The sequence below is a fragment of the Clostridium sp. CM039 genome (assembly GCF_055081075.1).
Genome location: NZ_CM143649.1, coordinates 2,266,581 through 2,282,208 on the forward strand (window position 1 = coordinate 2,266,581; position 15,628 = coordinate 2,282,208).

Annotated in this window: 18 protein-coding genes; 7 read left to right on the forward strand and 11 right to left on the reverse strand. The window is 30.7% G+C overall.

The annotated features are described in order from the left end of the window. Positions 1 to 131: 131 nt before the first annotated feature. Positions 132 to 1,697 carry a nitrite/sulfite reductase gene (locus ACWJJ2_RS10720; protein WP_462953242.1) on the reverse strand — a complete coding sequence of 522 codons (1,566 nt, stop codon included), beginning with the start codon at positions 1,695 to 1,697 and terminating at the stop codon, positions 132 to 134. A 122-nt stretch (positions 1,698 to 1,819) separates the two neighbouring features. Between ACWJJ2_RS10720 and ACWJJ2_RS10725 the strand changes: the two genes are divergently transcribed. Together ACWJJ2_RS10725 and ACWJJ2_RS10730 are read left to right on the forward strand one after the other, a co-directional pair. After that, the gene (locus ACWJJ2_RS10725; RefSeq protein WP_216303864.1) at positions 1,820 to 2,707 is read left to right on the forward strand and encodes a LysR substrate-binding domain-containing protein; all 888 of its coding nucleotides are present in this window, start codon (positions 1,820 to 1,822) and stop codon (positions 2,705 to 2,707) included. 175 nt (positions 2,708 to 2,882) lie between these two features. Further along, a complete protein-coding gene (locus ACWJJ2_RS10730; protein ID WP_216303865.1) occupies positions 2,883 to 3,050 on the forward strand; it encodes a hypothetical protein in 168 nt (55 codons plus the stop codon). Between the two features lie 46 nt (positions 3,051 to 3,096). Here the strand turns inward: ACWJJ2_RS10730 and ACWJJ2_RS10735 are convergent, their stop codons facing one another. After that, positions 3,097 to 3,300, reverse strand: coding sequence for a hypothetical protein (locus ACWJJ2_RS10735; RefSeq protein WP_220320442.1), 204 nt, complete (start codon positions 3,298 to 3,300; stop codon positions 3,097 to 3,099). Positions 3,301 to 3,580: 280 nt separating this feature from the next. Here ACWJJ2_RS10735 and ACWJJ2_RS10740 point away from each other — a divergent pair, with 280 nt between their 5' ends. From ACWJJ2_RS10740 to ACWJJ2_RS10750, 3 genes are all read left to right on the forward strand, one after another. Then, on the forward strand, positions 3,581 to 3,703 hold the full coding sequence (locus tag ACWJJ2_RS10740; RefSeq protein WP_258280580.1) for a hypothetical protein: 123 nt from the start codon (positions 3,581 to 3,583) through the stop codon (positions 3,701 to 3,703). A 224-nt stretch (positions 3,704 to 3,927) separates the two neighbouring features. After that, positions 3,928 to 4,629: an ABC transporter ATP-binding protein gene (locus tag ACWJJ2_RS10745; protein ID WP_462953243.1), complete on the forward strand. Its 702-nt coding sequence runs from the start codon at positions 3,928 to 3,930 to the stop codon at positions 4,627 to 4,629. After that, entirely contained in the window at positions 4,626 to 6,176 is a 1,551-nt protein-coding gene (locus ACWJJ2_RS10750; protein WP_216303868.1) for a putative ABC exporter domain-containing protein, read from the forward strand. Before ACWJJ2_RS10745 ends, ACWJJ2_RS10750 begins: the two co-directional genes overlap by 4 nt. 197 nt (positions 6,177 to 6,373) lie before the next feature. Here ACWJJ2_RS10750 and ACWJJ2_RS10755 read toward each other — a convergent pair whose 3' ends face one another. The 6 genes from ACWJJ2_RS10755 to ACWJJ2_RS10780 form a co-directional block, all read right to left on the reverse strand. Continuing rightward, positions 6,374 to 6,583 (reverse strand): hypothetical protein, encoded by a 210-nt coding sequence (locus ACWJJ2_RS10755; RefSeq protein ID WP_462953244.1) that lies wholly within the window; start codon positions 6,581 to 6,583, stop codon positions 6,374 to 6,376. Positions 6,584 to 6,647: 64 nt separating this feature from the next. Beyond that, entirely contained in the window at positions 6,648 to 7,886 is a 1,239-nt protein-coding gene (locus ACWJJ2_RS10760) for a YgeY family selenium metabolism-linked hydrolase (protein WP_216303870.1), read from the reverse strand. A 216-nt stretch (positions 7,887 to 8,102) separates the two neighbouring features. Beyond that, the gene (gene yedF, locus ACWJJ2_RS10765) at positions 8,103 to 8,699 is read right to left on the reverse strand and encodes a sulfurtransferase-like selenium metabolism protein YedF (RefSeq protein ID WP_216303871.1); all 597 of its coding nucleotides are present in this window, start codon (positions 8,697 to 8,699) and stop codon (positions 8,103 to 8,105) included. 194 nt (positions 8,700 to 8,893) lie between these two features. Continuing rightward, complete coding sequence (locus tag ACWJJ2_RS10770) at positions 8,894 to 9,871, reverse strand: 2-hydroxyacid dehydrogenase (RefSeq protein WP_216303872.1); 978 nt, start codon at positions 9,869 to 9,871, stop codon at positions 8,894 to 8,896. Between the two features lie 12 nt (positions 9,872 to 9,883). Beyond that, the gene (locus ACWJJ2_RS10775; RefSeq protein WP_216303873.1) at positions 9,884 to 10,183 is read right to left on the reverse strand and encodes a hypothetical protein; all 300 of its coding nucleotides are present in this window, start codon (positions 10,181 to 10,183) and stop codon (positions 9,884 to 9,886) included. 3 nt (positions 10,184 to 10,186) lie between these two features. Further along, positions 10,187 to 10,897 carry a hypothetical protein gene (locus ACWJJ2_RS10780; protein WP_216303874.1) on the reverse strand — a complete coding sequence of 237 codons (711 nt, stop codon included), beginning with the start codon at positions 10,895 to 10,897 and terminating at the stop codon, positions 10,187 to 10,189. A 164-nt stretch (positions 10,898 to 11,061) separates the two neighbouring features. On the opposite strand from ACWJJ2_RS10780, the gene ACWJJ2_RS10785 reads away from it, so the two are divergent. Then, positions 11,062 to 11,553, forward strand: a complete 492-nt coding sequence (locus ACWJJ2_RS10785; RefSeq protein WP_165413345.1) for a metallophosphoesterase family protein — start codon at positions 11,062 to 11,064, stop codon at positions 11,551 to 11,553. A gap of 180 nt (positions 11,554 to 11,733) precedes the next feature. On the opposite strand, the gene ACWJJ2_RS10790 is transcribed toward ACWJJ2_RS10785, so the two are convergent. Then, on the reverse strand, positions 11,734 to 11,946 hold the full coding sequence (locus ACWJJ2_RS10790; RefSeq protein WP_165413344.1) for a heavy-metal-associated domain-containing protein: 213 nt from the start codon (positions 11,944 to 11,946) through the stop codon (positions 11,734 to 11,736). Between the two features lie 543 nt (positions 11,947 to 12,489). Then, positions 12,490 to 13,692 (reverse strand): [FeFe] hydrogenase H-cluster maturation GTPase HydF, encoded by a 1,203-nt coding sequence (hydF, locus tag ACWJJ2_RS10795; protein ID WP_462953245.1) that lies wholly within the window; start codon positions 13,690 to 13,692, stop codon positions 12,490 to 12,492. 319 nt (positions 13,693 to 14,011) lie between these two features. Here hydF and ACWJJ2_RS10800 point away from each other — a divergent pair, with 319 nt between their 5' ends. After that, positions 14,012 to 14,782 (forward strand): polysaccharide deacetylase family protein, encoded by a 771-nt coding sequence (locus tag ACWJJ2_RS10800; protein WP_216303876.1) that lies wholly within the window; start codon positions 14,012 to 14,014, stop codon positions 14,780 to 14,782. A 218-nt stretch (positions 14,783 to 15,000) separates the two neighbouring features. Here ACWJJ2_RS10800 and pssA read toward each other — a convergent pair whose 3' ends face one another. Then, positions 15,001 to 15,519, reverse strand: coding sequence for a CDP-diacylglycerol--serine O-phosphatidyltransferase (gene pssA / locus ACWJJ2_RS10805; protein WP_165413341.1), 519 nt, complete (start codon positions 15,517 to 15,519; stop codon positions 15,001 to 15,003). Positions 15,520 to 15,628 lie beyond the last annotated feature (109 nt).

Consider the following 15,628-nt stretch of genomic DNA (forward strand, 5'->3'; position numbering starts at 1 on the left):
CTAATCTTCTTAGGTATACCATTTTTTTAACTAGAGGTCAAAAGCAATCCGTAGAAGACTAGTGCTTGGTAAACGATAATCATAATCTAATTGATATCAAACACTCTCATTTACTTACTTATACTATATACTTATACTATATATTTGTTTATAATTTCATTAAGTTCATATGCATTTTGCTCAGTCCAACTAGCGAAATCTTTTTTATCATTAATTGCAGCACTTGCAAGTTCGAATAAAAATTTTGGTACTTCTGCTTCCTTAATATCGCCATAATATTTACCTAGCTTTGTTTCACCTATCCCAATCTCTCCCCCAAAATGTAATTCGAATACATTTATAAGCTCATCTTGGACCTTTTTCTTTTTACCGCAAAACCCAATTGTTCCTATTTCGTGTACAGAACAAGAATTAGGGCATCCTGATATATGAACATGAGGCAGTATATCTTTTGTTAAATTATTTTCTTTAAAATAACTTAGTATTTCCTTTAAAGTACGCTGTGTTTCTAAAATTCCCATCTGACAAGTAGGAACTCCTATACAAGCAATAGAACATTCCAGTGAAGTATTTCCACCCATTTTACCTGTTAGCTCAAGGATTATTTCAGCTTCTTTCCCATTCAAATTTCTAATGTATAATCCCTCTGACATAGCTAGTCTTATCTCTACTTCATTCATAACTTCTATTTTATCTATTATTAGTTTCAAATGCTCACTTTTTAATTGTCCGCCTATTGGATGCACATACACACTGTATAATCCCTTTTGTTTTTGAGTAAATAGTCTTGGACTTCGCATCGATGATTCAATCCCAACTTTGTCGTAGATTTTGGTTTGTACCTTGATTTTTAAATTTTCTCTAGTCTTAACTTTTTCCAAATAACTATTATAGCAGTTTACAAATTTCTCCTCGCCCATTCTTTCCATAATATATCTTATGCGAGCTCTTCCTTTGTTAATGTAGTCGCCTTCATTAATAAAAAGATCTGTTATTGCTTCAACATGATATAAAATATCTTCTGGTTTAATCAACTGTTCTCTCTTCACAGATAGTTTTGAATTATTCCCCATTCCACCACCTAAATACACTTTAAAATACTCTATGCCATTTTCTTTAACCGCTAAAAAACCTAAATCAGTAGCAGTTACATGTGCCTCATCCTTTTCATTACTTGAAAATGCAACTTTAAATTTTCTTGGGAGTTTATACGTATATACCTTACTTAAAAAATGGTCTCCTACAGCTGTTGCGTAAGGTGATACATCAAACACATCTTTTTCCCCTACTCCAGATAGCGGTGAGACTGACACATTTCTAGGGAAATTACCGCCGGATCCCCTTGAGTATAAACCTTTCTTTATACCTTCTTCCATGGAATCACAAACTTCATCAATAGTAATTCCATGTAGTTGTATCGCCTGACGAGTAGTTAGATGTATACTATCTAATTTATATCTTTGTGTAAAATCATATATTAATTTAAGATCTTTTATAGAAGCTATCCCTGATGGTATTCTAAATCTTATCATAAATTTCTTGCCACTACGCTCGGCATACACGCCCATACCACCCGAGGATCCTTTAAAGTCCATTTTACTTGTTTCCCCATTTAAAAATTTATGTCCAAGCGCTCTAAAATCCTCAACTTCCCCAAGAAGTACTTCACTAAGAAGAATTTTATTTAAAGTTTTCATGATTATCAATCCTTTCCTATTGCAACATTATTATGGCTATAGTATACTGTTTTTTAACCAATAAGTATAATACATGTTTTATATAATACTTATTAATATTTCTGATAGGTAGGGTGATAATTTTGATTGAGGAATTAAAAACCTTTATTGCTGTGGTAGATAAGAAAAGTTTCACAAAGGCTGCAAAGAGCATCAACATATCTCAGCCTAGCGTAAGCTTACATATTGTAATTTTAGAAAAACACTTCAATACAAGACTAATAGAAAGATCAAATAAACAGAGAAGTATATTAATTACACAAACTGGAGAAATGTTGTACAAAAAAGCTAAACAAATAATCTCCCTAATAGATGATACAAAAGAAGAACTTAACAATTATCATAATTCCACCTCTGGCACTTTAAAGATTGGCGCAAGCATGACTATAGGTGAATTTTTACTGCCCTCAATACTAGGAGAGTTTATTAAAGAGTTTCCAAACATAAAACTAGAAGTTGCTATTGAAAATACCCATAATATTTATGAAAAATTTAAAAACTATGATATTGATATTGCTTTAACTGAAGGCAGCGTCCCTGTGCATGACTATACTTTCAAAAATTTTTATGAGGATACAATGGTTGTTGTAACTCCAAATTCCTTTACATATGACCAAAATATTGGACTTAAAACTTGTTTGTCAAATCAAACTTGGATGCATAGAGAAGAGGGTTCTGGCACTGGTGAATATCTAAATATCTTTTTAAATGCAGAAGGCATATCTCCAAAAAACTTCATTATTCTCGGAAGTAACTACTCCATTAAAGAAGCTGTTAAAAACAATCTAGGTGTAACTTTTATCTCATCTTTAGTAGTAACTGATGCTGCCATTAACAATGAACTTAAAATTATACCTATCAAAACAAAATACAATAGATTTTTTTCTTATTTAGTTCATGAAAAAAATCTATCCAGGATTGCAACATTATTTGTTGAGAAATTAGAAAAGTGTAGCCATATGAATAAGTAATGCTTAATTATTAGTAATCAAGCATATCAATAATAGAAGTGCTTTTATTTTATAAGTAAATTCCACGAGCCAAGGTCCAAGAAAAATACTATGTTATGTCTATGGATACACTCACACTAATAATAATAATAATAATAATAATAATAATAATAATAATAATAATAAACCTATTGATTTGGGATGGAATTTTATTAATACTGCTTCTTGTTATAGTGCAGGAGTTGCAGGAAGAGCTATAGGCACAAATACGGAAGACTTATGGGATGTTATTGTTGCAGATAAAAGTTCGAGTGTTGTCAATTGCTTTAGGTACGGATATGGTGTTGATAGACATATGTTATAATCTATACTGAAAAATAATTTTAAGGCAGGATTATCCTGCCTTAAAATTATTTTTCAGTAGTGCCTTTAGATGCTTCTGAACGTGCATTTAATTGTTGCTTTTCTTCTGGAGTAGCATCACTAGGGCCACTAGCCATGTTAGGCATGTTATACATATTAGTCACATCGCCGTTTGACGCACCACTAACACCTTTATTTGATTCCGATTGTTTTTTCATTTTTTTTATTTCTTCTAAATCATTTTTATTCATAAATATTCTCCCTTCTAATGTACAAAATACACTGCACATATCCAATGCATTATATAGTTTACCCATTTTGTGATATAATATTATGGTTATAAATTGTTAACAATATTGACACTTAAATGCAATACTTATTTAGTAGTATTAATTTGTATAGGAATAGGTTGCTACAACGATAGTATAAAACAAGACATGCAAAATATAGATAATAAGAATTATCATCATACCAGTATTAGATTGAAATTTATAGCATGGCCAATAATTGCTGAAATGGAGACAAATAATTATGAAACCTGAAAACGAAAATGTGTCTGAAATGTCGGAAAATACTTCTATTTTAATTACTCTGTGTGTTGTCGCCTTAGTTCTAGCACTTGTGGGGATTAAAATAGTGATAACAACTATGTAACTCAAGGGTATGCTAACGCTACCGTTATAAATTAATATTCTTGTAATTAACCCCAAGAATATTTGAACCACCTTTGGATATAAATCAGATATATTTCACAATAAATTAGAACCATCCTAAATATTAAATTTAGGATGGTTCTTTCTACTTAAATACAGACCTTGCCTAAAGATAACCGTTTTGTTATAATTATGGTGATTTTACCTATTTAAGGAGATGAACATATGATTACTGTACAAAACCTAAGTAAAAAATATTCTAAAGAATTAGTTGTAAACAATATTAGCTTTCAAGTAAATGAAGGTGAAATTGCTATTCTTTTGGGCCCAAATGGTGCTGGAAAAAGCACCACAATAAAATGCATCGCTGGGCTATTAAAATATGATGGATACATTGAAATTTGTAATCACAAAAACAAGAGTGTTGAGGCAAAAAAATTATTTTCCTATGTTCCAGAGGTTCCAGCTATGTTTGATTTGCTCACAGTTTATGAGCATATAGAATATATGGCTGCCGCTTATGGTATAAATAACTATAAGGAAAAAGCCGAAGAATTACTTAAAAGATTTGATTTAATTGATAAAAGAAATAAGCTTGGAAAAGAGCTGTCCAAGGGTATGATGCAAAAAGTAAGTATTTGCTGCGCCTTAATAATAAACCCTAAGGTAGTATTATTTGATGAGCCTTTAATGGGCCTAGATCCTAAAGCAATAAAAGAACTAAAGAAAGCAATTTTAGAGCTCAGAGAAAAAGGTTCTGCCATTCTAATAAGTACCCACATAATAGATAGTGTTGATGATTTTTGGGACAAGGTATTGATAATGAAAAATGGAAATATAGTACTCTCCGGTACAAAGCAAGAGCTTATGAATAGGAATGAGACCTTAGAAGAACTCTTCTTTGATGTAACAGAGGATAGCGTATGAAGCCATTATTTTATATAATAAAAAAATCTATAAGAAATTTTTTATTAGAACTAAAGCGAAAGCCAATAAAGCTAATTGCCTATATTATACTTCTTATACTTTTGTCACTAACTTTTATTTTTGGCAGCAGTAATACCAGCAAGCAAAATATTTTAGATCCAGCGTTGTACACTACTATTGTAGGATTTATTATTTTACTGTTCACCGCACCGGACCTCTATTCCTCAATAAATAATGGAGCCACTTTTTTTAGGGGTGCAGACATAAATTTAGTATTTACATCTCCCACTAGTCCTCAGAAAGTTTTAGTATATGGATTTTTAAAACAAATATATACTTCATTTATAGCAGTTTTTTTTGTTTCATTTCAAGGACCTAACCTTTATCGTTTTACTAATATTAAATCCTATGGAATTATAGTAATTATCTTTGGCTTATTCATTATGCTCATTTTCAACTCAATACTAAAGATATTATTATATTCAATAGCTTCTAAATGTGAAAAAAATAAGGTTATTTTAAGAAATACTTTTAAATTTTTAGGAGTATCCCTAATTATAGTATACTTTATAGAATTATATATAACTAGGTCCCCAGTTAAGGCTATTATATCATTGCTAAATAGTCCTGCCATTTCATATATTCCTGTATACGGGTGGGTAAGGGCAATTATATTATCTTCAATGAATGGCATACATTCAATATTTTTTGTTTATATAGCTCTGATTGTTGCGTCTGGAGGTATTTTCAGTTATTTAATTTACTCTATGCAACTTGACTATTATGAAGATGTTTTAGCTTCAACTGAATTAAAAGAAACAGCCATCTCCGCCACGCGTCGGGGTGAGCGATTATTTGTACAACCGGGTAAAAAACCTAAAGTAAGAAAAGTTCAATACACTAAAAAAGGAAAATTTGCCTCTGCTATATTTTGGAGACAAATATTAGAGTATAAAAAGACTGGTTTTGCATTGATAAATGTAGTGTCTGTTATTTACGCAGTTATAGCAATAAGTGCTGGATTATTTAGCCCTATAAAAGATTTAAAAATAGTCTTAGGTGGCATGATATATCTTCAATTATTTTTTACCTTTGCTAGTAAGTGGCAAAGAGATTTATCAAACCCATACATTTACATATTACCAGCCCACGCCTTTAAGAAGGTTATCTATGCAACTGTAGTTGATAACCTTAAAAACCTTATTGATGGAACTATAGTGTTTGCAATAACAGGAATATTATTTAAAAGTAGTATCATTCTTATTCTCCTTAATATAATAGCCTTTGTTTCAATAGGTTCTCTTTTCATCTATGGTGGAATTCTTACTAGAAGAATTTTAGGCAGTGGTAATAACATAGTATTTACATCTCTTATAAGAATTGCAATCTTACTTTTAATACTATCACCTGGTATAGTCCTTCTGATAGCATTATATAGTTCTACGGGAATGCTAATAGCCTACACACTATTTATTACCTATAATCTTATATTTAGCAGTTTAATAGTGTTTTTGGGTAAGGGAGTGTTTGAAAATATTGAATTATAGTGATATATTTTTTTAGATTAATTAGGTACAGGCGACATATATATGTCGCCTGTACCTAATTAACCTCTATTTAAAATTGGCACATATACTCACTGTTTTTTATGTAAACTTCAGTATTTCTGCTATCACAGATTTATCGGCTGCACCCCTTTAAACCTATAATTAATAATAGTAACACATAAATTATAATTATTATTTCAAAAATAAAATTCACTTTTTTTGTTTTTATATTCTATTTTTTTAAAAAATTTATTTCTTAGTAATGAGGATATCACCCCTACACATAAGATAATTACACCGCCAGAAACGTTATTTGTATAACTAAGCCACGCACCTATTAAAAGCAATGATAAAGTTAATATTGTGACAACCTTTTCAACAACGTATAGTTTTTTCATATTCTTCATAATCACCTCAATAAAATTAATATAAACAGTCTTACTTAAGAATAAATTGTTTATATTTTTTATTCTACTCTTTATAAGAGTAATTATCTACACCTAAATTAACACTATCTTTTACTAATCTGCTTACATATAAACTAGGAATAACTGCATACATAGCTGCAGCATTTACTAATTCACGTTTCCAAGTTCTTTCATTTGGAGAATGCGACTCTTCTTCATGACCTGGTCCAAAGCCAATGCAAGGTATACCGTATCTGCCCATAATAGAAACTCCATTTGTAGAAAATGCCCATTTGTCAACTAGAGGCTCCTCATTAAATAAGCCTTTATATCCGCTTACTAATGTTTCGCAAACTGGATGGTCCTCATCTGTTATCCAAGATTCAAAATAAGCAGCTGTAGGGTAAACAACTCCCTTATAGGAAGGTTTTTCGTAATCATACATGGAAACCTCAGCTTTCAAATCTTTCACCGATGAAAGATTTCTTATTTGCTCTAGGGCCTCATCATACGTTTCTCCATTGGTTAATCTTCTATCTATTGATATGGTTTGACTATCTCCCATCGCGCTTCTTGATGAAGAAGTAAAAAACACCTCAGAAACAGTTAAGGTTCCTTTCCCCAAAAAATCATCATAATGTAATCTTTCATTAAGATCTTTCAACTCATTAAAAAAAGGTGCCATTTTATAAATATCATTTTCTCCTCGCTCTGTTGTGCTACCATGAGTAATTACTTTTACCTCCATTCTTCCTCTTTGCCCCCTATATATATTGCAGGAGGTAGGCTCTGTAATCACAACAAATTCCGGCTGAATCTTGTCTTCATTTATCATGTACTGCCAACAATTCCCTTCACATTCATGTTTTTGTAGCGTACCTGTAATAAGCAGAGTATAGTCACCTTGTAAGTTTAAGTCTTTAATAATTTTCCCGGCATAAACCATAGAAGCCATACCACCCTTTTGGTCACTTCCACCACGTCCTATGATTACTTCCATATCTTCATAGCCTTTGTATGGGTCATACTGCCATAACCCCTTATCTCCTATGCCTACTGTATCTACATGTGCATCCATAGCAATAATATGTTTACCATGCCCTATAGTTCCTATTATATTTCCCATATTATCTATGTCTATCTTATCGAAGCCTACTTTCTGCATTTCCTCTTTTATTCTCTCAACGACTCTACGTTCATCACAGCTTTCACTAGGAATAGCAATCATGTCACGAAGAAACCTTGTTATGTCCCCTTTGTACTCTTCTGCTTTCTTTAATACTTTTTTAAAATCTAAATTCATAGAAAATCCTCCTTCTATTCCTCTATATTTTGTTATTTATTTGAATGTGCTTCAATTATAGTTTAAATCTATTACTATAGTCTCTGCACCTAATTTTCTAATAGCTTGGACATAGCTCATATTCTATTTTCATGATATTTTACTACTACCAATATCATATTAATGAATATATGAAAAAATTACCAAACAGAGTAAATAAAAAAAAAGCCTTATACTCTAAGGCTTAATAATTTTATTAGCAGCATTCATTTTTTCAACAATGTTATACATATTTGTGATTTGTCCAACAGACAGCTCATCTTCTAAATTATAATAGTTAAGGCATGTTCCGCAAGATAAAATTTCCACTCCCAACCTCTCTAATTTTTGCAAGCTATCTAACACTGAAGATTGTTTGGTTGGAAGTTTTACTCCCCCATTATAGAAAACAATAGTAGAGGGGATTTGTTCTGCTTCTACCAAAGCATAAATAAAGCCTTTAATTAGAACTTGTCCTAATTCATCATTCCCTTCTCCCATTTTATCAGAAGATATAACAACTAATGTATTTTCCTTTTTCTCATTTTCTAATTCTTTAACAGATTCATCTGAACCTAACCCTTTTATAATTTTAACTTCATAATGATATTCATTAATAGTTTTGGATTCCCATTCGTATCCCATTCCCTTAGCCATTTTTTCTAAATTTTTCTTAGCCATTTCATTATCTACAATAACTAATACGGTTTCATCTTCTTCAACTGCTTTAAGAGCGTTCCTGGCTTCTATAACTGGTATGGGACAAGTTTTTCCTTTAGCATCAATTCTTATCATATAACTTACCTCCCATGGTAACGTCAAGATTTTCAAGTTTAATTCCACCCTGTAAATGTTTTCTGCTTCTCTTATTCATTTCATTATATTACCATTTTGCAAAATAAAAGTCAATAAAGTTCTCAGAATATTATTACAATTAAAATAAATCACTTCCCTTCGTTAATCTGAATGAGAGTGATTTATTGGGAACATTATTTTAATACTTCCACATTAACACAAGTATCCGGCTTTTCACCATTCAATACTTTAATAATATTATTAGCTGCAGTTAATCCCATTTTTGTCCTTGTTTCCATCGTAGCCGAGGCAATATGTGGAACAATTGCAACATTGTACATATCGAGAAGCTCTGGTTCAATGTCTGGCTCATGTTCAAATACATCAAGCCCAGCTCCCCATATTTCACCTTGCTTAAGGGCTTTAACTAATGCTTTTTCATCGATTACTGGACCACTACATGTATTAACAATAACTGAAGTGTTTTTCATCACAGAAAATTCCTTTTCACTAATATAGTGTCTGGTAGAAGGTGAAAGTGGTACATGTAATGAAACGAAATCCGCTTCCTTTAATAATGCTTCTTTATCCACATAAATAGCACCCAATTCTTTTTCCATTTCATAATTTCGCAACAAATCAGTATAAAGTATCTTCATATCAAAAGCCTTGGCTTTCTTTGCAAAATTAAAACCAATTCTCCCTGCTCCTACAATTCCTAAAGTCTTACCCGTGATTTCACGTCCAAGAAACATCATAGGATCGCAAGATTGAAAAGCACCATTTCTTGTGAATTTATCTGCTGCAATGATTCTTCTAGATACAACCATAAGCAGTGTCCATGCTAAGTCAGCAGTCGCATCATCCAGTACCTGCGGAGTGTTTGTAATTATTACTCCACTTTGAGTCGCTGCAGCTGTATCAATATTGCTGTACCCTGCTGCGTAGTTAGCAAATATCTTACATTTTTCACCAGCTGTCTCAAATACCTCTTTATCAATATTATCAGTCAAGAGACATAAAACTGCATCCTTACCTTTTACCTTTTCTAAGAGCTCTCCTCTTAATAAAACTCTATCTTGAGGATTAATTTCTACATCAAAATGCTTTTTTAAAAGCTTAATAGCCTCATTGGGGATTATTCTTGTTACGTAAACCTTTTTCTTATCCATATATTACTCCTCCTATAATTCTAAAATTGACCTCCGACTTGTAGTAATAGTTTTTTTATTAATCTTTAACTTTTTTTTCAACATTGATACAACTGAAACAAAAGAAAAATAAAATACGATAGTCGATGCTTTTTCTCTATCTCTTAAACATCGGATTAAGGTATAGGCTGCTCCTGCACACATAGCAGATATAAACCCTAAAGGTGGAGGCAGAACTAAAAAATTGAATTGAGGTTTAATAATTAATAGAGCTCCTATAAATGCAAAAGCGGATATCAGCATAAATGTGATAACTTTAGGTTTATTATCCATTCTTCACACCCTCTCAAATATAAGTTCATTTTTAATCTTTCCTACTTCTTTTATAATCTTCATTTGTCTAAAACAATAAGTAATTTTTCTTGCCTTGTATACCGTAACTTTTAATGTTTTCGCTAATTGTTTATTGGTAAAATTCACTGGTAGTTCTTGTGGTAAAAATTCAAAAAAATCTTTTACTTCTCTAAATGTTATTTTATCTACTACTTCTAAAAGCTTTCTATCCACAATGCTTATTCCTTTTCTTCTCCAGCTTCCTTTACCATCCTTGCACCGTATCTCTTCTTCTTTAGTCATTAAGATTTCTAGTATAAAATTTTCTTCCGCCATTAAATCAGGTATTCTAATTAACTCATCAAATAAATCAACCACTTTACCTTTTTTAGGAGATTTTCTTCTACTAATTACTTTATTAGTTTTTTCTGTTGTTACTATATATTTTTCAACAGCTATAGGGTGTACTAGCATAACCTTATTGTACTTAACCAATTCTCTAAGCTTATTGCCAATTGCACCAAAATTTTTCGTTTGTATTTCAATTAATGAATCTTCCCTTACCAAATCAATTATATATTTATCTACTTTTACTTCTAATCTGTCCCCTGGCACCGCATACCATTGCTTAATGGATGAGTGCAAAGATCTCTCGTTTTTTATATTTATTCCTGTTTGCTCTAACATTAAGACCGTGTCTTCTATTTCCCCCATTTTTTCTCCTTGCGCTTTAATAAAAATCTAAAACTTCACAATAAATGTAAAAATATACCCTTTTTATTTATATAATAATTATAACAGAAATATCATATATCGCACATACTAATTATGTAGCAAATAATAATATAAAATACTATAATATTATAAGGTGATGAAATATGAAAATTGCGATATTATCTGATACTCATGCGAAAAAACATAATGATAAACTTTTTAAATTAATAAATAATATATTTAAAGAAGCCGACATGATAATTCATGCAGGTGATTATATTTCCTCAAGCGTCGTGTCAAAATTAAAAGAGCATAAGAACTTTGTTGGAGTATGGGGAAATAATGATAAAGGATACATCAGAGATTTACTAAAAGAAAAAGTAATTATATCTGTGGAAGGATATAAAATTGGTTTGTATCACGGCCATGGTAATAGCAAAAGCACACTAAATACAGCCTATGATAAATTTATAGATGATAAAGTTGATATAATCATCTTTGGACACACTCATCAGCCACTTATTTTGACTAAAAATAAAGTACTCATGATAAATCCAGGTTCACCCACGTGTAAAAGACGTGAACCATGGTATTCTTATGTTATTTTAGAAATACAAGATAAGAAAATAAATGTTCAATTAAAATTTTATAATTAATATTTTTATAATAATTAAGGAAAATACATCTGTACTTTTTTAAAAAATTCATATATTATATTGGGCAAATAATTTCTTCTAATTATTTACCCAATATTTATAGTTTCTACATATAATGGACATGAAAAAGTAGACAGAAAAAAAGCCTACCAATATTGGCAAACTTTTTATTTTTTTATATTAATCTTCTTCTACCTCAGTAACTTCATATCCTATTTCTTCAATAGCTTCCGTAATGTCGTTATCAGTTGTTTCGTCTTCAAATTCTGCTACTGCAAATTTTTCTTCTAAATCTACTTTTAATTTACTAGCACCAATATCGAGTAATGCCTCCTTTACATGGCTTACACAATGTGAGCAACTCATTCCATCAATATATATTTTTTTCTTCATTTAAACTACCCCTTTCTATTGTTAATTCATATTATTATATATGTTACATTCTAAATTATATAATCAATAAGTCAACTTATTTTTTTAAATTCTTTTTATCTACCTGTATTTAATAATAATACTGAACTAAAATTAATATATACTGTTGCAACCCAAAGTTAAATATAATACACCATTAATGGTTAAAATTTCAATTATTATGGGTATATTTAAAGTATTATACCCAAAATTTTAAAATAAATTCTCTTTTATCCCTTATTTTAGCTTTAATCTTGACAGCCTCTTCATTAATTCTAATGTAATATTATCCAATTCATTTAATAGTTTCAAATTTACTAGCCGCTATTCCCACATAACTATATACCTCTTTGACTCTGTGTGCAACACCTTTATTCATTCCCTTTTTTGTCTTTATAGGTATATAAGTACCCATTGAGTATGTCCTATCAATTACGTCCCTCTGCACATCTGAAATTATTGATTTAAATTCAAGTTAAATTACCCCTATATTAATTTTATATAATACTTTTCAAAAAACTTTCTTTAAAAAGAATCTTCTTCAAACGCACTAAGTACTCTATCCAATATACCATTTATATGTGCTATAGCTATACCGAAATTGGTAATAGGCAGTTCCTCTATATTAGCCTTCTTAATCCTTGACATGAATTGCTGCCTATTAACCATACAGGCTCCACAATGAACTATTAGCTTATATCCGCTTAAATCATCTGGAAAACTGCTGCCGGCGCAAATCGTTATATCTAGCTTTCCACCTACTTTTTCCCCAAGCCATATAGGAAGCTTCTCTCGGCCTATATCTCCAACAAGTGGATGATGGGTGCAAGCTTCTGCTATAAGTACCTTATCTCCTGGTTTCAATGTATCTATAGCTTTTGCCCCTTTAACTAAGGTGCGTAAATCTCCTTTATACCTAGCCATAAGTATAGAAAAGGAAGTAAGTGGTACATCTTTTGGTACTATAGAATTGACTTTTTTAAATACCTGCGAATCCGTAATCACCAAATCTGGTTTGTCCTTTAGCGCGGCTAAAATGCCCTCTAGTTCACTATCCTTTACCACTAGTGCCATAACATCATTATCAAGAAGATCTCTTATTACTTGAACCTGCGGTAGTATTAGTCTACCTTTTGGGGCTTGGATATCTTGTGGTGCTACAATTATTACTATTGCCTTCGGCTTTACTATGTCACCGACAATCGTGCATTTTTCAAAATCCTCTGGCGCATTAGCCATAATTACTTTTTTTAACCCATCAATATTGGTCTTATCTTTAGCGCTAACATTAACAAAAGTTAGATCTATTACCTTTTGAATATCCTTGAGTGATACTTCATTTTTGTCTACTTTATTGATGACTCCAACTACAGGTATTTTTCTTTTTTTTAAATCTTCATACCATGTTTTCTCAAATAATAAATCTTCCTCATTACCGTCAATAACCAAAAGTGCTAGATCAGTTTTGTCCATAACTTCTTTAGTTTTCTTTATTCTAAGTTCTCCGATTACGCCTTCGTCATCAAACCCCGCAGTATCTATAATAACAACAGGACCTATTGGAAGTAGCTCCATTGCCTTATAAACTGGGTCTGTTGTGGTTCCTGCTAAATCAGATACTAATGCAATATCCTGCGACGTAATTGCATTAATCAAACTTGATTTCCCTACATTTCTTTTTCCAAATATAGCTATATGAAGCCTATTAGCATTCGGCGTTTGTTGCATAGTATATCCTCCTCTTATCTTTTATGTTCAAATTTATAATTTAAAAATTTTATCAATTTATTTTTCCATACAAATTAGAAGATTCCAACTTTATCAAACAACATAATTATACAAAATTTGAGTATTGAATGTCAACAACTCATCAGATATGTTCTTGCCCTACTTTAACATAATTATCATCACCTGTGGTGATGATATACTACCTATCTATAAATCCCTATTACACGCTACATAAAAATTTTACATATAAAAATATACTGCTTTAATACATTTTTCTTTGGGTATACTAATTACGACAAAATTAAAGGTGTGTGATAATATGAGTTTTAGAAAAAAAAGTATTTTCCTTGTTTTTGCTACCACTATTATTTGTTTCTTATTATCTAACAGTCCACATATATCCAATATACAGAAAAACAGCCAGGCATTTATACCATGTAGTCCGTCATTAAAATCTGCTGGCGATATTGAAACTTCAAAATTTGTTTATTTAACTTTTGATGATGGTCCTACATACGTTGTTACCGATGCTTTATTAGATGTATTAAAAAAACAAAATGTAAAAGCTACTTTTTTTATAGTAGGAAAAGAAATTCAAGGAAAGGAATCAATTCTTAAGAGAATATATAATGAGGGTCATGGTATAGGTCTTCACACATACAGTCATAATTTTAAAAAAATATATAGAAGTACAGATGAGTTTATTTATGAAATGAAAAAAGATTCCAACAAAATTGAAGAAGTCACTGGCTTTGCTCCTAAGGTTATTAGATTTCCTGGCGGTAGCGCTAAACGCTTAAATGCTTCTAATTTAGAGAAACTTCATAAAAACAATTTTAAAGTATATGATTGGAATGTTAATTTATCTGATGGTATAAACCCTAATTTAAGTGTCTCACAACTTATTAAAAATTCAAAAATAATTAAAGGAAATAAAAATGTAGCCATACTCCTTATGCACTGCAATTTTAATAATAAAAACACTGTAAAAGCTCTACCTGAAATCATAAAATACTATCTAGATTCAGGTTATGAATTTAAGGTTATTACTGAAGATACCCCTGAATATTATTATAAATTTAGAGATTAAATCATCTCCTGCGGAGCTGCACATCTTCTACGAAGATGAATTGACGACTCCAGAAGATGATTTATATTCCCACTGAAATTTTATTTTTGCTATAATATGTGCCCCCAATTATATGCGTAGGTAACTCACCTTCTGAAATGTCGTTAAAAAAACCTCACTATAAAGTGAGGTTTTTACTATAATTGCGTTATAATTTTTTTTTCATTATAATTGTTTAACTATTGTTTTTTAAATTTTAATTTGCTTACCATTAAATAAGATAATATAACCATTAAAATCATAGTCGACCCTAAATTTGAAGCTTTGTTAAACATAAATAAAGCATACAGTGCTAAAAATGTGCCTGTAACAGTAATAGGAATTCCTGAAAAAACCCCATCAAAATCCGTAATATTATATTTCGCTAACCTATATGCGCCTGCTACTGGGAAAATTAAAACCATTAAATACCCAATTGACCCAAGCCCTGCGAAATTATAAATATTAAATATTAATATTGAAGGTGCCAAACCAAAAGATACTAAATCGCATAATGAATCTAGTTCTTTACCTAAATCGTTATCCACATTTAAAAACCTAGCTATTTTACCATCATATCTATCAAATATTCCTGCTAAAAGAATAAATACCGCTGCTAATTTATAATTTCCGTCAAAACTCATAAGTATAGATAAAATTCCACAAGACATATTGCTTAAGGTGAACATGTTTGGCACAGCGTTTTTTATTTTAACCATCTATATCACTCCTATCCTTATAATTATACCATATTATTAGCAGTTATTCTTTAATATTATATAACATTATTATTAAAAGCTTCTTAAATTTTACTTAATCTTCATTTAT